General features: G+C 63.1%; 16 protein-coding genes. 9 read left to right on the top strand and 7 right to left on the bottom strand.

Annotated elements, in window-relative coordinates:
- Window positions 1–28 precede the first annotated feature (28 nt).
- The 3 genes from AB3K92_RS26640 to AB3K92_RS26630 form a co-directional block, all read right to left on the bottom strand.
- Entirely contained in the window at window positions 29–709 is a 681-nt protein-coding gene (locus AB3K92_RS26640) for an acyltransferase family protein (RefSeq protein ID WP_369466155.1), read from the bottom strand.
- Window positions 710–948: 239 nt separating this feature from the next.
- The gene (locus AB3K92_RS26635) at window positions 949–1,827 is read right to left on the bottom strand and encodes a methyltransferase domain-containing protein (protein WP_059485291.1); all 879 of its coding nucleotides are present in this window, start codon (window positions 1,825–1,827) and stop codon (window positions 949–951) included.
- Window positions 1,828–2,498: 671 nt separating this feature from the next.
- Complete coding sequence (locus AB3K92_RS26630) at window positions 2,499–3,893, bottom strand: phosphomannomutase/phosphoglucomutase (RefSeq protein ID WP_021161706.1); 1,395 nt, start codon at window positions 3,891–3,893, stop codon at window positions 2,499–2,501.
- 263 nt (window positions 3,894–4,156) lie between these two features.
- Between AB3K92_RS26630 and AB3K92_RS26625 the strand changes: the two genes are divergently transcribed.
- From AB3K92_RS26625 to AB3K92_RS26605, 5 genes are read left to right on the top strand one after another with little or no spacing between them, the layout of a single operon-like run.
- Window positions 4,157–5,413 carry a lipopolysaccharide biosynthesis protein gene (locus AB3K92_RS26625; RefSeq protein ID WP_059590324.1) on the top strand — a complete coding sequence of 419 codons (1,257 nt, stop codon included), beginning with the start codon at window positions 4,157–4,159 and terminating at the stop codon, window positions 5,411–5,413.
- The gene (locus tag AB3K92_RS26620; protein ID WP_021161709.1) at window positions 5,410–6,234 is read left to right on the top strand and encodes a glycosyltransferase; all 825 of its coding nucleotides are present in this window, start codon (window positions 5,410–5,412) and stop codon (window positions 6,232–6,234) included. The genes AB3K92_RS26625 and AB3K92_RS26620 overlap by 4 nt, the downstream gene beginning before the upstream one ends.
- Before the next feature lie 51 nt (window positions 6,235–6,285).
- Window positions 6,286–7,422 (top strand): glycosyltransferase family 4 protein, encoded by a 1,137-nt coding sequence (locus AB3K92_RS26615; RefSeq protein ID WP_369466151.1) that lies wholly within the window; start codon window positions 6,286–6,288, stop codon window positions 7,420–7,422.
- 15 nt (window positions 7,423–7,437) lie between these two features.
- Entirely contained in the window at window positions 7,438–8,460 is a 1,023-nt protein-coding gene (gene galE, locus AB3K92_RS26610) for a UDP-glucose 4-epimerase GalE (RefSeq protein ID WP_318833893.1), read from the top strand.
- Window positions 8,461–8,487: 27 nt separating this feature from the next.
- Window positions 8,488–9,594: a glycosyltransferase gene (locus tag AB3K92_RS26605; RefSeq protein ID WP_021161712.1), complete on the top strand. Its 1,107-nt coding sequence runs from the start codon at window positions 8,488–8,490 to the stop codon at window positions 9,592–9,594.
- 89 nt (window positions 9,595–9,683) lie between these two features.
- Here AB3K92_RS26605 and AB3K92_RS26600 read toward each other — a convergent pair whose 3' ends face one another.
- Genes AB3K92_RS26600 through AB3K92_RS26585 form a run of 4 tightly spaced genes read right to left on the bottom strand, consistent with a single transcriptional unit; the run spans window position 9,684 to window position 14,415 of the window.
- Window positions 9,684–11,567 (bottom strand): nucleoside-diphosphate sugar epimerase/dehydratase, encoded by a 1,884-nt coding sequence (locus AB3K92_RS26600; protein WP_027788180.1) that lies wholly within the window; start codon window positions 11,565–11,567, stop codon window positions 9,684–9,686.
- 12 nt (window positions 11,568–11,579) lie between these two features.
- Entirely contained in the window at window positions 11,580–12,596 is a 1,017-nt protein-coding gene (locus AB3K92_RS26595) for a glycosyltransferase family 4 protein (protein WP_175904027.1), read from the bottom strand.
- A gap of 5 nt (window positions 12,597–12,601) precedes the next feature.
- Window positions 12,602–13,564, bottom strand: a complete 963-nt coding sequence (locus tag AB3K92_RS26590; protein ID WP_060131126.1) for an SDR family oxidoreductase — start codon at window positions 13,562–13,564, stop codon at window positions 12,602–12,604.
- Window positions 13,561–14,415 carry a glycosyltransferase gene (locus AB3K92_RS26585; RefSeq protein ID WP_369466147.1) on the bottom strand — a complete coding sequence of 285 codons (855 nt, stop codon included), beginning with the start codon at window positions 14,413–14,415 and terminating at the stop codon, window positions 13,561–13,563. Before AB3K92_RS26585 ends, AB3K92_RS26590 begins: the two co-directional genes overlap by 4 nt.
- Window positions 14,416–15,162: 747 nt before the next feature.
- Here AB3K92_RS26585 and AB3K92_RS26580 point away from each other — a divergent pair.
- The 4 genes from AB3K92_RS26580 to AB3K92_RS26565 all read left to right on the top strand — a co-directional run bounded on the left by AB3K92_RS26580 (window position 15,163) and on the right by AB3K92_RS26565 (window position 19,500).
- Window positions 15,163–15,990, top strand: coding sequence for an ABC transporter permease (locus tag AB3K92_RS26580; RefSeq protein ID WP_059485298.1), 828 nt, complete (start codon window positions 15,163–15,165; stop codon window positions 15,988–15,990).
- Window positions 15,991–16,107: 117 nt separating this feature from the next.
- Complete coding sequence (locus tag AB3K92_RS26575; RefSeq protein ID WP_059485299.1) at window positions 16,108–17,535, top strand: mannose-1-phosphate guanylyltransferase/mannose-6-phosphate isomerase; 1,428 nt, start codon at window positions 16,108–16,110, stop codon at window positions 17,533–17,535.
- Window positions 17,536–17,651: 116 nt separating this feature from the next.
- A complete protein-coding gene (locus AB3K92_RS26570) occupies window positions 17,652–18,260 on the top strand; it encodes a DapH/DapD/GlmU-related protein (protein WP_059485300.1) in 609 nt (202 codons plus the stop codon).
- Between the two features lies 1 nt (window position 18,261).
- Window positions 18,262–19,500 (top strand): glycosyltransferase family 4 protein, encoded by a 1,239-nt coding sequence (locus AB3K92_RS26565; RefSeq protein ID WP_369466144.1) that lies wholly within the window; start codon window positions 18,262–18,264, stop codon window positions 19,498–19,500.
- Window positions 19,501–19,602: the final 102 nt, after the last annotated feature.

Raw genomic sequence — 19,602 nt, 5'->3', positions numbered from 1 at the left:
AAAACGGTGGGTCAAGATTCGGTGGAAATCAACACAGCGCGCATATAAATCCTGCGTACAGGAGCGTAGCGGTAACCGAGGCATACGTGGTGACGGAAGCCCGACACGCCTTGACTGCGAAATAGAGGCATATTCCGATGCCGTACGGAAGTGCGGCCGCAGGTATCGCATATATCCGCTCGTTCACGTCATGAGCCATCGCAACATGGAACAACACGCCGACAAGCAGGCACAGCACGCCGGTTTTGACGTTGCGCGCAGCACCCGATGCGAGCATCACGTACATCGCAAATTCAACGGCTAGCGCCCATGCCGGCGGCACGACGTGCGATACGCTCGGCTTGCCGGGCAGGGGAAAATCCGGGCGCCAGTACCAGTTCATGGCCAAGCGAGCCCACGATCGCAGTGAGTCGGGCAACAGAAAATTTCGGTGATATGCCTCCGCAAGCGTGGGCTCAAGGGCAATCAGCAAAACCGACATGCCGGCTGCAATCCAGTACATCGGATAGAGCCTCAGGAATCGGTTCAGGAAGAATCGAAAGAATCCCGATGATCCGAACCCATAATTGCGATGGAGCGTTGCGGTCATCAGATAGCCGCTGATCACGAAGAACGTCGCCACGGCATATGTTGCCGTAAGATCAGTCCATCGCCCTAGATGAGCGGCCATGACGATCAGCGCAAGAAAGGTGCGGAGTGCTCCGAGCATGTTGACGGGTCGAATCGGGAAGGGGCGCAAGCGCATGTTGCGGGTTGCGCCAATTTTCTCACACCACGAATCGCCCCTGGTCCAATCACAATCGGCCGCAGAACCGTTTCGGCATACCGTCGCCCTCGGTTGCGTGCAGGATCTCGAGACCGGCCGCATCAAGGGGCCGGGTCAGACACTGGCGAGCGGCGGGGATGCTTACACCGCTTTCTCCCCGCGGGAGCATTTGGTTTCGTACATTAATTACGCCCGGCGAATCGCCTCGCCGCAAGCCTTAGCCTGAGGTCGAGGTTATATAGCTTTCGTCGAATTTGATTCTTGACCCGCCGCAGGCCACCTTCTTTCCAGATTTTCTTGGACGGCAGATTGAGATCGTGCGGCCTCCGGATTCGCTGGGCCGGCTTCTCGATGATCATGAACTGATCATCCCCCCGGTCAGACAATTCGTAGTTTGAGTTCCTCAAGAACTCTTCAACCGGACTGAAATCCCATAAATGCCATACAAACTCGGCGTTATGTTCAACGATCTCAAATCCGGCATATTCAACGATCTGACGCATTTCGTGTTTCGTGAACTCACGGAAGTGCCAGTCATACATCAATGGCACTTGTTGCATCATCGCCCGCTGAATTGCCCATAGGCTGGCCGCATTCGGAGTTGATATTAGCGCACGCCCCCCAACGCGAAGAACCCTGTAGACCTCATCGAGGAAAAAGAATATTCCGTTCAGCGTCGTCGCCTGCCGATAAGAAATGTCCGAAATATGTTCGATGACCTCGGTACAGATTATGTTGTCGACTGAATTGTCAGCAAAAGGAAGCGGATCATATCGCAGGTCGCTTTCGGTGCCGCAGACGGTTGAGCCTGGAAAGAACGACCATATCACTTTGGAGCTCAAGTATTCGAGGCTACCGATTTCGACACAATACCCTCGGTGAAGCTCGAACGCTTTCATGTATTCGACGGTCAACGCGAAACGCCTTGTATCGAAATGAAGACCTCCGCCGCCGACGCCGAGACGTCGGCCCTCCTCGTCGACGCGCCTCGTCGCTTCGGTGATTGTCTCCTGATTTATATATGGTGAATCGAACCTCGCTCCTGCGGCAATCGTTTCCATATGTCAATGCTCTGTTGACAGCTGGTGGGGATGTTCGGACTGGACATTGTATAGCATCCTCCGCCATTTCTGACTTGCGCCAACCAACGCAGTGATAACAGGGCGCAAACCCGTCTCCGTGTTAGCCGCCTTGTCGGCATACTCCACATCGATCGAATGAGTCAGATATTCGGAATAGCCATGAATGCCAGCCCGGGAGCCTTCGGACTCGTCGAATACCCAGATATTCCCGTATTTGCGCGCTATCTGGGCCGCCTGGATTCCGGATCCGATATGAACCTATATAAATAATGTCGATGATTCGGGTGTGAATCAGACAGGCGAAGGCGAGGAAACGAAATTCGGTCAGCGTTCGGGACAAGCGTTCATCGCCGCGCGCGAGGAGTCGAAATGGCGAGGTCCATGCGAAGCTGCACTCGACTTCGACATTGCCACCCCGCCCAACGCAACGCGCTCGATCTGATCAGGCAGGCGTGGCCGTAGACGGCACCCGAGGCCTCAAAATCACATCGAATGCTTGCGGCACAGGGACAAACCTGCCCCGTTGCGACTGGAATTGCGGTCTAGCCGCACACAGTGCGAAAAGCGGCTCACGCGATGCGCGTGAGCCGCTTTTCGGATCCAGCCCTGGGGGCGTTTAGCACCAGTGGCGGCCGCGCCGCCACCGGCACTCAGAACGGCAGCTTGACGTCCGGCTTCGCGGCCGTCAGCACGCGGCGGAAGTCTTCCTGGATGCGCTCGAGCCCTTCCTGCGTCTCGGCCTCGAAACGCATCACGACGACCGGCGTCGTATTCGACGAACGCGCGAGGCCGAAGCCATCCGGGTACTCGACACGCAGGCCGTCGATCGTCACGACTTCCTCGGCGCCGTCGAACTTCGCCTCCTTCTGCAGCTTGTCGATCAGGCGGAAGTTCTCGCCTTCGTCGAGCCAGAGCTGCAGTTCGGGCGTGCTCATCGCGTCCGGCAGGCTGTTGAGCAGCGCGCTCGGATCGGCCGTCTTCGCGAGGATCTCGAGCAGGCGTGCGCCCGTGTAGAGGCCGTCGTCGAAGCCGTACCAGCGATCCTTGAAAAACACGTGGCCGCTCATTTCACCGGCGAGCGGCGCACCCGTCTCGCGCAGCTTCGCCTTCACGAGCGAGTGGCCCGTCTTCCACATCAGCGGCTCGCCGCCCTTCGCTTTCACCCATTGCGCGAGGTGGCGCGTGCACTTCACGTCATAGATGATCTGCGCACCCGGGTTGCGCGACAGCACTTCTTCCGCGAACAGCATCAGCTGACGGTCCGGATAGATGATCTGGCCGTCCTTCGTGACGACGCCCAGGCGGTCGCCGTCGCCGTCGAACGCGAAGCCGATCTCGGCGTCGGTGTCCTTGAGCGCCTGGATCACGTCCTGCAGGTTTTCCGGGTGGGCGGGATCGGGGTGGTGGTTCGGGAACGTGCCGTCGATGTCGGTGAAGCGCTCGACGAGTTCGCAGCCGAGCGCCTTGAACAGGCGCGTCGCGAGCGGGCCGGCCACGCCGTTGCCGGCGTCGACGACGAGCTTCATCGGACGGGCCGGCTTGATGTCGCCGACGATGCGCGCGATGTACTGGTCGGCCACGTCGAACTGTTCGTACGAGCCGCTGCCCGTTTCGAAGCGCTCGTCGACGATACGGCGGTACAGCGCCTGGATCTGCTCGCCGTAGATCGCGGCGCCGCGCAGCACCATCTTGAAACCGTTGTAGTCGGGCGGGTTGTGGCTGCCCGTGACGACGATGCATGAATCGACGCGGCGCTCGCCGTCCTTCAGCGCGAGCGGCACGTTCGCCGCGAAATAGCCGACCGGCGTGGGCACCATGCCGACGTCGACGACGTCGACGCCCGCTGCACGCAGGCCGTCGGCAAGCGCGCCGACGAGCTCCGGCCCGGACAGGCGGCCGTCGCGCGCGACGACGACCGCGTCGCCGCCCTGCGCGCGCACTTCGCTGCCGAATGCCCGGCCGATCCCGCGCGCCGTGTCGGTGTCGAGCGTCTTGCCGACCACGCCACGAATGTCATATGCCTTGAAGATGGATTGGGAGATCATCGATTCACTTCTCTCAGTTGCGTGCATGGAAAATTGTCTGGCTTGCCTGGCCGCCGCTCGCCGGTGCCGCGCATGATACATGCCCGTCCGGCAAGGAGCGCACCCGCTGGCGCAGAACGGCGGAAGCCACCCCGATCCCACTTATAATCGCGGGTTTTGATGACGCGCATGCCGCCCATTTTAATGCCTAGCCGTCCCGTCGCCGCCGACCTGCAGCCCCCGGGCGCCCTGCCGGCCCCCTTGCGCGCACGCCGCCACAGCGCATGCTGAAGCGCTTCGGCAACCCGGACGTCGCGAAGGCCGTCGCGAATCTCGTCTGGCTGGGACTCGAACGGCTCACGCAGATCGGCGTCGCGATCGCGATCAGCGGCCTGCTGGCCCGTTATTTCGGGCCGGATGTGTTCGGCAAATGGCAGTATGCGAATACGCTCCTCCTGGTACTGGCGCCGCTCACCTGGGTGTGCGGCGCGGAAATCCTCGTCCCGACCATCGTCCAGCGCCCGCCCGCCCAGCTCGGCGCAGTACTCGGCAGCGCATTCGCGCTGCGCATCGCCGTCTCCGCCGCCGCGCTCGTCGCGACCTGGATCGCGATCGCAGCGGGTGCCTTCGATCCGCTGGTCGGCGCGATGCTCGCCGGCCTGGCGGTCACGATGGTGTTCCGCGAACCGTTCGTCGGCGTCATCAACGCGTGGCTGCAGAGCATGACCTACAGCAAGCCGCAGCTCGTCACCAGCATGGTCACCGCGCTGGCGAAGGCGCTGCTCGTCTGGCTGCTCGTCCGTGCGGCCGCGGGCCCCGCCCGCTTCGCGTGGCTGTGGGCGCTCGAGGCCGCCGCCATCGGTTTCGCGCTGATGCTGTACTACCGGCATCGTAACGGCGGCTCGCTCGGCTGGACGTTCGACAAGCCGCTGTTCAGGCACTTTGCGACGGCCGGCACCGTGTTCTGGCTCGGCCTCATCTGCATGTACCTGTTCCTGAAGCTCGACCGCCTGATGCTTGAGCGTCACGTGTCGTTCGCCGATCTCGGCCGCTACTCGGCCGCGCAGCAGCTCAACGAGAACTGGATCACGCTCGCGCTGATGCTCGCGCAGACGATCGCACCCGCCTTCGTCTATCGCGTGCAGGACGTCGCGCGGCTGCGCCGCAACATCGTCCGGCTGATCGCGATGACGGCCTGCCTGATGACGGCCGGCGCGCTCGTGCTCGACGCCGCCGCCCCGCTGATCGTCGGCAAGGTGTTCGGCCACGGCTACGAGGCGTCGGTCGACATCTTCCGCTGGGCGGTCTGGCTGTCGGTGCCGGCCGGCATCGAGGCGATAGGCAATCTTATCGTTCTCAAATATCAAGCAAAATTCGTGTTGCTGTCGAAATGGCTGCTCGCGCTCGCGATCGCCGCGCTCGTCAACCTGTTCGCGATCCCGCGGCTCGGGCTGTACGGCGCGCTCGTCGGGCTGGCAGCCGGCTATCTGGCCGCCGCCGCCGTCAACTTTTATTACATCCGTTTCAAGCTGCGACCATGACGTCCCCTGATTGCCCGACCCCGCTCGACGACGTGGCCGTGCTGATGCCGGCCTACAACGGGCACGACGACGTCGTTCGGACCCTCGCATCGTTTCGCGAGGACACGCCCGTGCACGTGCTGATCGTCGATGACGGCAGCACGCCGCCGATCGTCGCGCCCGACCTGCCCGGCCTCACGATCGACGTGCTGCGCATGCCGGAGAACGGCGGCATCGAGCGCGCGCTCGCGGCCGGCATCGACGCGCTCGCCGCGCGCGGCTTTCGCTTCGCGGCCCGCATCGACGCGGGCGATCTCGCTGCGCCACAGCGCCTCGCAAAGGAGCGCGCGTATCTCGGCGCCCATCCGCGCGTGGCCTGCGTCGGCATGTGGACGCAGGTCGTGTCGCGCGCCGGCGAACCGCGCTTCATGCTGACGCCGCCCGCCGATCCGCGCACGCTGCGCCGCACGCGCTTTCTGCGCTCGCCGCTCGTGCATCCGTCGGTCATGCTGCGCATCGACGCCGTGCGCGAAGTGGGGAACTATCGTGCGAAATACCGTGCGGCCGAGGATCTCGATCTTTTCTTGCGGTTAATGCAACGCTACGATTGCGCGAACCTGCCGGAACTCGGCCTCTATTACGAACTGAACGAGGGCGGGATCAGTGCGACCAAGCGCCGGCGCCAGCTGGTGTCGACGCTCACGCTGCTGTTGAGCCACTTCAACGCGCTGAACCCGTACGACTGGGCCGGCCTCGCCAAGAACCTGCTGCATTTCGTGACGCCGTACCGTACGTTGCAGCGGATCAAGCAGACGCTGTTCGCCGCCCGGCCGTCCGCCTGACGCGTAGCCGGCGTTTTCGGCCATTTCGACGCTTTATTTTTTCTTTTTTTCATGTCCGCCACCTCCCCGCTGCGCATCGCGCTCGTCTGCAACACGGCCTGGGCGATCTACACGTATCGCCACGGGCTGATCCGCGCGCTCGTCGCGCGCGGCGCCGACGTCATCGTGATCGCACCGCACGATCGCACGGTGCCCCTGCTCGAGCAGATGGGCTGCCGCTACGTGGCACTCGCGGTCGCGTCGAAAGGCACGAGCCCGCGCGAGGATCTCGGCACGCTTGCCTCACTGGTCCGTCATTACCGCGCGCTGCAGCCCGATCTCGTGTTTCACTACACGATCAAGCCGAACATCTACGGCTCGGTCGCCGCGTGGCTCGCGCGCGTGCCGTCGATCGCGGTGACGACGGGGCTTGGTTACGTCTTCATCCAGAAGAGCCGCGCGGCGAGCGTCGCGAAGCGCCTGTACCGGTTCGCGTTCCGCTTCCCGCGCGAAGTGTGGTTCCTGAACCGCGACGATCTCGCCACCTTCACCGACGAGCAGTTGCTCGCGCATCCCGATCGCGCGCGGCTGCTGCACGGCGAAGGCGTCGATCTCGAACAGTTCGCGCCGGTGCCGCTGCCGGCCGGTAGCGCCCCCGTCTTCATCCTGATCGGCCGCCTGCTGTGGGACAAGGGCGTGCGCGAATACGTGGAGGCCGCGCGCGTCGTGCGCGAGCGCTTCCCGAACGCGCGCTTCCAGCTGCTCGGGCCGCTCGGCGTCGACAATCCGAGCGCGATCGGCCGCGCGGATGTCGATGCGTGGGTCGGCGAAGGCGTCGTCGAGTATCTCGGCGAAGCGCACGACGTGCGCCCCCATATCGCGGCGGCCGACTGCGTCGTGCTGCCGTCGTACCGCGAAGGCGTGCCGCGCACGCTGATGGAGGCATCGGCGATGGGGCGCCCGATCGTCGCGACCGACGTGCCGGGCTGCCGCGACGTCGTCGCCGACGGCGACACGGGCTTCCTGTGCCGCGTGCGCGACAGCGCGAGCCTCGCGGAGCAGCTGCTCCGCATGATCGAACTCGGAACGGCCGGACGCGACGCGATGGGCGCACGCGGCCGGCAGAAGGTCGCGGCGGAATTCGACGAACAGCAGGTCGTCGAACGCTACCGGCGCACCATCCACTCGTTAACCGGCATCACCCTCTGAAGGAGCGCATCTGCAATGACCGCTAAAGGCACCATCCTCGTTACCGGCGGTGCGGGCTACATCGGCTCGCACACGGCCGTCGAGTTGCTCGACAACGGCTTCGATGTCGTGATCGTCGACAACCTCGTCAACAGCAAGGCCGAATCCGTGCGCCGCATCGAGCGGATCACCGGCAAGACGCCCGCGTTCCATCAGGTCGACGTGTGCGACGAAGCCGCGCTCGCCAAGGTGTTCGACGCGCATCCGATCACCGGCACGATCCATTTCGCGGCGCTCAAGGCCGTCGGCGAATCGGTCGAGAAGCCGCTCGAGTACTACCAGAACAACCTCGGCGGCCTGCTCGCGGTGCTCAAGGTCATGCGCGAGCGCAACGTGAAGCAGTTCGTGTTCAGCTCGTCCGCGACCGTGTACGGCGTGCCCGAGCGCTCGCCGATCGACGAGTCGTTCCCGCTGTCCGCGACGAATCCTTACGGCCAGTCGAAGCTGATCGCCGAGCAGATCCTGCGCGATCTCGAGGTGTCGGACCCGACGTGGCGCATCGCGACGCTGCGCTACTTCAACCCGGTCGGCGCGCATGCGAGCGGGCTGATCGGCGAGGATCCGGCCGGCATCCCGAACAACCTGATGCCGTTTGTCGCGCAGGTTGCCGTCGGCAAGCTGGAAAAACTGCGCGTGTTCGGCTCCGACTACCCGACGCCGGACGGCACGGGCGTGCGCGACTACATCCACGTCGTCGATCTCGCGAAGGGGCACATCGCCGCGCTCGACGCGCTCGCGAAACGCGACGCTAGCTTCGTCGTGAACCTCGGCACGGGCCAGGGCTACAGCGTGCTGGAAGTCGTGCGCGCGTTCGAGAAGGCTTCGGGCCGCCCGGTGCCGTACGAACTCGTCGCACGCCGCCCGGGCGACATCGCTGAGTGCTACGCGAACCCGCAGGCCGCGGCCGACATCATCGGCTGGCGCGCGACGCTCGGCATCGAGGAAATGTGTGTCGACCACTGGCGATGGCAGGAGGGGAACCCCCGCGGTTTTGTATAATCCGCTGTCCATTTTTCGAGCGATCCCATGCTCAGCTTCGCGTCCGGCTTCATCGTCTCCCTGCTCGTCACGCTGTTCATCGTGCGCTACGCGCACCTTCACGAGAAATTCTCGGTCGACAGCGACCTGGCCGGCGTGCAGAAATTCCATGTGCGGCCCGTGCCGCGCGTGGGGGGCATCGGGATCCTCGCCGGGGTCGTCGTGGCCGCGCTGATTCTGTCCCGGCACTATCCGACGATCGCGGGCAGTATTCTCGGCATCGCGGCCTGCGGGCTGCCGGCGTTTCTGTCCGGCCTCGTCGAGGACCTGACCAAACGCGTGTCGCCGCGCGCGCGGCTGCTCTGCACGATGGGCGCGGCCGCGCTCGCGTTCTGGCTGATGGGTATCGCGGTCACGCGCATCAGCGTGCCGCCGCTCGATTTCCTGCTCCGCTACGCGGCCATTTCGGCGTTCATCACCGTGCTCGCGGTCGCGGCGCTCGCGAACGCGGTCAACATCATCGACGGCTTCAACGGGCTCGCGTCGATGGTCAGCTTCATGATGTTCGCATCGCTCGCTTACGTGGCGTTCCAGGTCCGCGACCCGGTCGTCATGTCCGCGTCGATCATCATGATGGGCGCCGTGCTCGGCTTCTTCCTGTGGAATTTCCCGGCCGGGCTGATCTTCCTCGGCGACGGCGGCGCCTATTTCATCGGCTTCATGCTCGCGGAACTCGCGATCATGCTCGTGATGCGCAACCGCGAGGTATCCGCGTGGTACCCGGTGCTGCTGTTCATGTACCCGATCTTCGAGACCTGCTTCTCGATCTACCGGAAGAAATTCATTCGGGGGATGTCGCCGGGGATTCCGGACGGCGTGCACCTGCACATGCTCGTGTACAAGCGGCTGATGCGCTGGGCGGTCGGCACGAAGCACGCGCACGACCTCACGCGCCGAAATTCGCTGACGTCGCCGTACCTGTGGCTGCTGTGCCTCGTCGCGGTGATACCCGCGACGCTGTTCTGGCGGCACACGGTGCACCTGTTCGTGTTCGTCGTGCTGTTCGCGCTGACCTACGTGTGGCTGTATCTCAGCATCGTGCGGTTCCGCGTGCCGCGGTGGATGGTGGTGAGGAAGGAGCGGCGCAGCCACTGAACGACCCGCCGGCTTCATCAAAAAAACGCCCCGCGGGGCGTTTTTTTTCGTCATTGCCATGCGGTTCGAACCGCCGCCCGGCCACCAAGTTACCCGTTCGATACGACGCGCACCGACGGCACGCTCTGCAGCGTCGGGGTAACGGCCGTCTGGTATTCCGGCACCCAGCGCCGCAGGTCTCGCCGCACTTCGTCATCGGGCAGGACACGATGCTGCATCAGCCACGGCAGCAGCTCGTCGAGGAAATTGTCCGGTACTTCCCGCGCACGCGCGATCCGCAGTTTCGGATGCGGAGTGCGCGTCGTCGCCTCGTCGTCCGCGAGCAGCTCCTCGTAGAGCTTCTCGCCGGGCCGCAGCCCGGTGAACTCGATCTGGATCTGATCTTCCGAGAAACCGTACAGGCGGATCAGGTCGCATGCGAGATCGACGATCTTCACCGGCTCGCCCATGTCGAGAATGAAGATCTCTCCGCCGTGCCCCATGCTCGACGCCTGCAGCACGAGCTGCGACGCTTCCGGGATCGTCATGAAGAAGCGCGTGATCTCCGGGTGCGTGACCGTCACCGGGCCGCCCTTCGCGATCTGCTGCTGGAACTTCGGAATCACGCTGCCCGCGCTGCCCAGCACGTTGCCGAAACGCACGGTTTCGAATTGGGTGCGCCCGCTCGTCTGCTGCAATGCCTGGCAGGCCATTTCCGCGAGGCGCTTGCTCGCGCCCATCACGTTGGTCGGATTGACGGCCTTGTCGGTCGAGATCAGCACGAAGTGACGCACGTCGTGGCGGATCGCCGCACGGGCCACGCGGTACGTGCCGAGCACGTTGTTGCGCAGCGCCTGCCATGCGTTGTGCTCCTCCATCAGCGGGACGTGCTTGTATGCCGCCGCATGGAACACGATGTGCGGTACGTGGCGGGACATCACCTGATCGAGCAGCAGGGAATCCTTCGCGTCACCAATGATCGGCACGACCGGCTGATCGGGGAAACGCTCGCGCAGTTCCTCGGTCAGGCGATACATCGCGTACTCGGACAGGTCGAACGCAACGAGTTGCGCTGGCGCGAAACGCAGGATCTGCCGGCACAGCTCGGAACCGATCGAGCCGCCAGCGCCCGTCACCATCACGACACGACCGCGAAGCAGCGCCTCGACGTGCGGCGTGTCGATCGTCACGGCGTCACGGCCGAGCAAATCCTCGAGGTCGATCTCGCGGATCTGTGACAGGAAGCCCTGCCCCGGCATCAGTGCGGTCAGCGACGGCAGCACCATCACTTTCAAGCCGGCGCGCACGCAGAGGGTCGCCGTCCGGCGCTGCACCTCGACCGACGCGGACGGAATCGCCACGATCGCGTATTCGATCTTCAGCGCCTCGGTCCAGTGCGCGACGTCGTCGAGCGAGCCGAGCACCTTGTAGCCATAGATTTCGCGGCCCTGCTTCGTCTTGTCGTCATCCAGCAGGCCGACGAGACGCCATTCGCCCGAGCGTGACAATTCGCGCGCCAGGTTCGCGCCTGCCGTGCCCGCGCCGATCACGAGCACCGGCTTGCCCTGCCCGACGAGGCCGCCGTACAGGTAAAACTCCTTCATCGCGCGATACAGCGCACGGGCGCCGCCCATCATCAGGAACAGCATCAGCGGGGAGACCAGCAGCACTGAACGCGGGATGATCGGCGACGGCTGGAACATCACGGCGCCGATCATCACGATCACGCCGCCGCCCGCAAGCGCCTTCGAAATCCGCACCAGGTCCGGCAGGCTCGCGAACACCCACAGCCCGCGATACAGGCCGAACAGGTGGAACGTCAGCGCATAGACGGGAAGCACCCAGGCGAGCGCAGTCAGCGAGCCCCTCAGGAAATCGGGCGGAACGCTACCGTTGAAGCGAACGAGATAGGCGAACAACCACGCGACGACAACCGCCAGCAGATCGAACAGGAAAGCACTGAGTGACAGCCATGATGCTTTGGATCGCAACATCGGCGAGAGACCTCACGAATTGTTATCAATGACCGTCCGCAGCCGGCGCCAGCGCATGTCGATCGCCACGCCGATACACATCAGCACGCCATACCACGCCAGGAACACCAACCATTGCAGCAGGACAGGACGACCGAGCGCCCAGAAAGCGACGACGATGCCCAGAAGCATGATGAGGTACCAATACACGGCAGTACGCTCGTGACTCATGCCGGAACGCACCATCCTCTGATAATAGTGCTCCCGGTGCGCTTGCCAGAACTTTTCTCCGCGTAACAAACGTCTCAGAAGCGTTACAGATGCATCGGCAATAAACGGGGCAAACACCGCCGCCGGAAACCAGATCGGCCAAATGCCACCGTGCCAGCCCCAATAGCCGAGCGCGCCGGCCATGAATCCGAGAGGGATCGAACCTGCGTCGCCAAGAAAAAGTCGCGCCGGATGAAAGTTCAGCAGCAAAAAGCCGAACGCGGCCCCCGCGATCGCCCCGCCCGCGACGACGAGATCCGGGGACGGTTGCGCGCCGGCCAGTGCCGCAACGGCGTAGGCTCCGAAGCCGAACAGCGCCATGCCGCCGGCGAGGCCGTCCGCTCCGTCCATGAAATTGTAGAGATTGGTCAGCCAGACCATCACGAAACCAATCCCGACGAGCAGCCACCATGGGGCGGCGGCCGGGTAGACGACGATCAGCGCCACGACCGCGGCCAAATGCGCCGCAAACCGCACACGAGCGGGTAGCCCGCGCCGATCGTCGAGCTGCGACAGGGCCGCCAGCCCCGCCGCCGCCACGGCGATGAACCACATCTGTGGCGCGAGCCACAGCAATGCGACAACACAGACCGGCACGATGCCCCAGCCACCGACGCGCGGTGTCGGGCGCGTATGCAGCGAGCGCTCATTCGGGATGTCGGTGGCCAGTCGCCACGCCAGACCGGTGGCCAGCAGCACGCGCAGGATCGTCGTCGTGGCGACGGCCGCGCCCGTTGCCACCGCTGCCGCGGCAAACCACGTGTTAATCGTGAAGTGCATGTTGCCTATTTCTGTATGTGGCGCGAACGATACCATGCGGCCGTTGCCTCGAGGCCCTGTCGCGTCGTATATGGCGGCTGCCAATTCAGTACCCGCTTCAAACGCCCCGTGTCGAGCTGCAGGCTGCCCGTCAGGCGAGCGACAGCGGCGCTTCGACCGGTCAGCCGACCGAGCACACGCAACGCACCTGCCGGCACCGGGAACAGCCTTGCAGGCCTGCCGAGCGCGTCACCGACCATCCGCAGCAATCCCGCAACCGAGGGCGCATCGTCGTCAGCGACGTGGAAGCACTCCCCCGCCGCACGCGGATCGATTGCGCAGTGCAGCAGGGCATCGGCAAGGTTGTCGACGTAGACAATGCTGCGACGAGCAGGAATCGCGGCCAATGGCAATGGCGCACCGCGGAATACGGCATCCATCATCCGGAGGAAATTGGCGCGTACCCCCGGCCCGTAGACGAGCGGCGGACGGACGACGACGACTTCAAGACCGACCTCACCGAGCCGAGCCAGTTGCTGCTCGGCACGCAGCTTCGAGCGCCCATATGCATCCTGCGGGTCCGGGACAGCATCCTCCGCGAGCGGTACGCCCGCATCGCCCTCGCCCACTACCTTGATGCTGCTCGCGAAGACGAACCGGCGCACACCATGCATGCGCGCCGCATCGGCAACCCGCAACGTGCCCGCTACGTTGGTCGCATCGAAGGCGGCGTCCGGATCGGGGGATTTGTCGTGCATCACGTGTACCCGCGCGGCCAGATGGATCACGCAATCGGCCTGCAAATCCTCGGGCCACGCACTAGCGACTCCCTCGAAGTCAGGTGCGTCGTGCACCCACTCTCGCACGCCCTCGACACACCCACCCGGCCGGCGCACCAGCGCCGTGACGGTATGCCCCGCCGCCAGCGCAAGTCGGCACACGGCGCGGCCGACGAAACCGTTCGCACCGGTTATGACAATGCGGCTCACCACCACCTCCAGCCGAACCGGCTGTAGAACTTCAGCGCGGACGCTGCGAACATCCGAATGTGCGCGAAACCCTTGCGCGAAGCGCCTCCGCCGTGATGAATCACGCGGATGGACGGGACATAGGCGACACGCGCGACATCGTGGGTGCGCAAGCTCAGGTCATAGTCCTCGAAATACAGGAAATATCGAGGGTCAAAGCCCCCTAGCGTCTTCAGCACGCTCGTTCGAAACAGCATGAAACAACCGCTGATGATGGGGGGATCCCAGACGACGGACTTGCCGTCGATGGTATCGCGCATTTCATAGCGGGCAAGTCGCTTCCGGAATGGCCGTCTGGCCCAGGTCGGCAAGAAGCCGCGAACCAGCAGATCGACGACCGACGGAAACCGGCGACAGAGATACTGAAACCCGCCTGTTTCATCCCCGACCCAAGGCGCGATCAAGCCCGTGTCGGCGTGCGAATTGAAAAACGCTCGGGCCAACACCAATGCCTGCGGATCCAGATCGATATCCGGATTCAGGATCAAGTGCAACGCCCCGGTGGAATGCTCGATCGCCAGATTGTGGCCACGCCCGTAACCGACGTTGCCATGCCCCGTCAATATTCGGCATGCCACACCTTGCGCGCCGAGCCGGTCGACCGCCCCCGAAATGTCGCAGAGTCCGCCGTTGTCGACCAGGAACAGCTCGACGGGGTATTCAGGTGAAACCACCCGCAGGTTCTCGCACGCTGCGCCGAGGCTGTCGAGCGTCTGCCGCAGCTGCGCGATATCGGGGCGGTATACGACCAGGGAAATGGAGAGACCATCGACGTCATCGGACTGACGTTGTGGGGCGCTTATGACATTCATCCGGAGTTCGGCTAAGCGCTTGACTGCAGCAAGCGCGATGGGTTGGCTAGCCCGTCTGGGAGACAGCGGGCTTACTCATTTGTCAGGCGTGCAGGGAATGCCTGCCGCGTGCTCTCGATACGGGTGCAATTCTAACTGGTCGCACCCTTGCCGGACGCGCCCGTCCCGGGACGCCGTGCAATGCCGTTGCCCTCAGCCCGTGCCGGCCCGGCGCGTTTGCGCCCTGATCGGCGACCCAGGCGAGCCACGGCCGGACCGGCTTCGGCACGAGATACGCGCCCCTTCCAGGGCGCGCCTCCCTCGCGGTGCCGAATACCGCATCTCATAAACACCAGGAGGCCTGAGCATGTCAATCCCCCGCCGGACGCCCAGTTGTTAAAAGATGTGAAAACATTAACATCTATTGCGCGTCATCGGCATTCCGGCGATGATACTTGGTTTCCATGGGCGAGCCGTCGTCAGTCGGTACCGGTCCGGCCTCAACCCAGCGTCGCCAAGCGCCGTCGATCAAAGCGGAGAGCGCTTCAGCCCAGGGCTGGACGGATGGCCTGCATTAGAATACGTTGCGGGCGATGGCACCTTATTTGCCCGATCGCTCAGGATTGAAGTCGGGAGCACATTGAAACGTCGCGGCCAACTGGATTGCCGCCTTTTTCAGACTCACGACACCCCGCAACAATGGCTGCGCCACGTGGGCGAGGGGTTGGGGGCTCCATCACCGATCCGAATGCAACGACACGCAACTTGATGAATCCGAACTCGAAGCACCCGGCATCGCCGATGGCGATCGCCCGTAGCATTTACCGTAATCGCGGACTGATTCTGCAAATGACTCAACGCGAGGTCGTCGGGCGCTATCGCGGGTCGGCAATGGGTCTTGCGTGGTCGTTCTTCAATCCCGTGCTGATGCTCGTCGTCTACACCTTCTTCTTCTCCGTCATCTTCAAGTCGCGATGGGGTACCACGAGCGACGACAAGGCAAGCTTCGCGATCGTCCTGTTCGTCGGCCTGATCCTCCACAGCCTGCTGGCAGAGTGCATCAACCGGGCGCCGACGTTGATCCTTGCAAACGTCAACTACGTCAAAAAGGTTATTTTCCCGCTCGAGATACTGCCGGTGGTCGCGCTCGCGTCGGCGCTGTTCCACAGCGCGATCAGCCTGCTGGTCCTGATCATCGCCGAGTGCATCCTTATCCACTCGCTGCCCTGGACCGCCATCCTGTTCCCCGTCGTCATGCTGCCTCTGATCGTCGGCTCACTGGGGCTCGCATGGTTTCTGTCGGCTCTGGGCGTCTACATTCGAGACATTTCGCAGATTACCGGTGTCATCACGTCAGTGCTGATGTTCCTGTCGCCGGTTTTCTACCCTGTGTCGAATCTGCCGCCACAGTATCGGTACTGGATCGAACTCAACCCCCTTACGTTCATCATCGAAGAGGGACGCAACACGCTGATCTTCGGGCACACCCCCGACTGGACGAACTGGCTAACCTGCATGATCGCATCCCTGCTTCTCGCGTGGTTCGGATTCTGGTGGTTCCAGCGGACCCGAAAGGGATTCGCAGACGTCCTGTAATCCATGCCAGCGCGCTCGCACGCCGCCTTGCATCAGTGGCAGTCGCCGTGCACGCGGATAGATCGCCGACTGATCGGATCATGACGCGATAGAGCAATCACCGGAGATATTCTGCACATGTCGACGCAGCCCCAAATAGTTCCCACCATCCTGTGTGGCGGCGCAGGTTCTCGCCTGTGGCCCGTTTCGCGCGAATCCCATCCGAAGCCGTTCATCCGCCTCGAAGATGGCGAGAGCCTGCTGCAAAAGGCGTTCAAGCGCGGCGCCCAGCTTCCGGGCGTCACCGAAGTCGTGACGGTCACGAACCGCGAGTTGTACTTCAAGACAAGCGACGAATTCAGCACCGTCAATACCGGGCATCTGTCGACGTCGTTCATCCTCGAGCCGTTCGGACGCAATACGGCCGTCGCGATCGCCGCCGCCGCGCTGCGTGTTGCCGCAACGCTCGGCGAAAATGCCATCCTGCTGGTGCTTCCCGCGGACCACCTCGTGACGGACGATGCCGCCTTCGCGACCGCCGTCCAGGAAGCTGCCGCCTTGGCGCTCAAGGGTGCGCTGGTCACCTTCGGCATCACGCCGACGTTTGCGGAAACCGCATACGGATACATCGAGGCAGACGGCACGCGGGTCAAGCGATTCGTGGAAAAACCGACGGTGGATGTGGCCAGGCAATACGTCGAGTCGGGATCGTTCCTGTGGAACTCCGGCATGTTCTGCTTTACCGCCGCATTCCTGCTGGCGGAAATGGCAAAACATTGCCCCGACGTGCTCGAAGCCACGCGTGCATGCATCGCGCAGTCTCGTCAGTCGGAAGGCGGTGGCGTTTCATTGGTCGAACTGAATGGTGACCAGCTCAATCGCACGCCCGATATTTCGATCGACTACGCGCTGATGGAGCGCTCCGACAAGGTTGCGGTGGTGCGCTGCGATATCGGCTGGAGCGATATCGGTTCGTGGAATGCGCTCGGCGACCTGTTGAAGCCGGACGACCACGGCAATCGTGTGGACGGCGAAGCGCTGCTCCACGATGTCAGCAATTGCTACATCCGTAGCGACAACCGGCTGGTCGGTGCCGTAGGCGTCAAGGACCTCCTGGTCGTCGACACCCCCGACGCGCTCCTCATTGCCGATCGCAATCGCGCGCAAGACGTTCGGCACGTCTACGCGGCCCTCAAGTCGCAAGGCCACGAAACCTTCCGGGTACATCGAACGGTAGGCCGTCCGTGGGGCATGTATACGGTTCTCGAAGAAAGCACCCGCTTCAAGATCAAGCGAATCGAGGTCAAACCGGGCGCAAGCCTCAGCCTGCAATTGCATCATCATCGCAGCGAACACTGGATCGTGGTGAGCGGCATGGCCCTCGTCGTCAACAACGATGAGGAGTTTTACCTGCGCACCAATGAATCGACCTATATCCCGGCCGGACACAAGCACCGTCTGACCAATCCGGGCGTCGTCGACCTCGTGATGATCGAAGTCCAGAGCGGCGACTACCTCGGCGAAGACGACATCGTCCGCTTCGACGACAACTACGGTCGAAGCTAGCCCTCTGCCATCGCGCAAAGGCGGTTGCAGTCGTCGTCCTTTCCGGCGCGCGACGGCAGCAACTGCCTGAATAACCGCTCCCTCACATCATGACCAATGCAAGCTTCCGAGGCCGCATGAAAAGCAGGATCAAGGCCCGCCTGCTAGCGTCGTCGACGTATTTTTTCCTGGCCGCGCTCAAGTACTACATCGGCAACAACTTCATTGCGCGCATGCCGATTGAAAGAGTCCGCAACTTCTACTATCGACGCGTGCTGGGTGTCGTCATCGGCCAACGAACGCACGTCAGCATGCGGCAGTTCTTCACCGGGTACCACACACGCTGCAACGTGCGCATCGGCGACAACTGCGTGCTCAATCGTGAGATCTACCTGGACGGTCGCACGGGCATCGAGATCGGAAACAACGTCAACATCTCGTTCCAGTGCTGCCTTCTCAGCCTGCATCACGATCACAACCACCCTGGTTTCATGTCGATCGGCGGCACCGTGACCATCCACGATCACGCATGGCTGGGCGCGCGCGCCATTATCCTGCCAGGCGTAACGATCGGCAAAGGCGCGGTCGTCGCGGCCGGCGCGGTCGTCACGAAGGACGTCCCGGATTTCACCGTGGTCGGTGGCGTGCCTGCAAAAATCATCGGCCAACGCAATCCCGACATCGCCTATCTGACCGACTTTTCCCCTTTCTTCGACACCGACGTGTTTGACGAATCCCGTGGCTAATATGCAGAAAAAGAGCATCCTCGTTTTTACGCTGTCCCCGCCGCTTCCTGCCAGCGCGGGTGGCCCGATCTACGTGATGAATACGCTCGCGCCGCTGGTCGACGAGTACGATTTCCATCTGTTCACCATCGGTGGAGACGAGGAAAAGAAGAAGATCGAGGAAAATCGTTCACTATATGAACGACATTTCAAATCGGTCCACGTGGAGCCGCGGGCGGCCATGCCTGCCGACATGGGTACGCCCGGACGAGCGTGGCATTCACTGGTCCACTGCTTCCATGGGCTTCCGTTCATGGATGCGAGCTACTTCAGCCCTGCAGCAATTCGCAGTGCCCGCCGGATCGTCGAGGAAAAGAAGATCGACATGCTTGAGGTGCACAGCAGTCATCTGGCCTTTTTCCGCAAGTTCTTCCCGGCCTTGCCGGCCGTCCTGGTCAGTCACAACATCGAATCCGACCTCTTCCCGTTCTGGATTCCCGCGCAGCTGACGGGCTGGAAAAAAGCAGCGGTCGCGCGCATCGCCGAGATCAGCCGCCACAACGCCCGACGCGTCGAAATCGACAACGTCTGGCGCTTCGACGCCATGACGTTCATTTCACGCGAAGACATGGATCGCGTGAAGGCACCCGTGGAAAAGCACTATCTGCCGCTGTGCTTCCCGATCAAGGACACCGACTACCGAGCGAAGCCGACCAACGAGGTCAACCTGCTCTGGATGGGTGGCTTCTGGTGGTATCCGAATGCGGAAGGCGTTGCGTGGTTTGTCCGCGACATTCTCCCACTGGTACGCGACAGGCTCGAGACGCACAACATCAAGCTCCATTTCACCGGAGGCAACCCGCCGGACGATCTCAAGGCGCTGCACGACGGACGACACATCTTCGTTCACGGCTTCGTGCCGTCGCTCGACCCGATTCTGGCGGATGCACATCTACTGTTTGTTCCGCTGCTTTCAGGCGGCGGCGTGCGCGTCAAGATCCTGGAAGCGATGAGCAACGGCATTCCGGTTCTCAGCACGGCAAAGGGCTGCGAGGGGCTGGGCGCCGTCAACCGTCGGGATATCGTCATTTGCGATACGGCGGCCGAATTTGCCGACGCAATCATCGAGCTCGCCCAGAATCGCGAGATGCTGGCGACGCTGTCCACGAACGCCCGTCAGCTCCTGAAGGACAAGTATGATCTCGATGCGTGCGTCCGCACCAAACGGGACCTCTACAATAGGCTGATGCATTCGCGGTAACCGAACGAATGCCGACCTCGCCGTGCCACCGCGGTGGCCGCGAGGCAAGTCGGCATCCGACCCCTGGGTCCACTGTGCGATCGTCATTTTTCCGCCTGCGCT

The organism is Burkholderia sp. Bmkn7, from assembly GCF_041103175.1.
Taxonomy (GTDB): Bacteria; Pseudomonadota; Gammaproteobacteria; order Burkholderiales; family Burkholderiaceae; genus Burkholderia; species Burkholderia cepacia.
The sequence above is the reverse complement of the archived record's forward strand: the minus strand, read 5'-3'. Positions and strand labels throughout refer to the sequence as shown.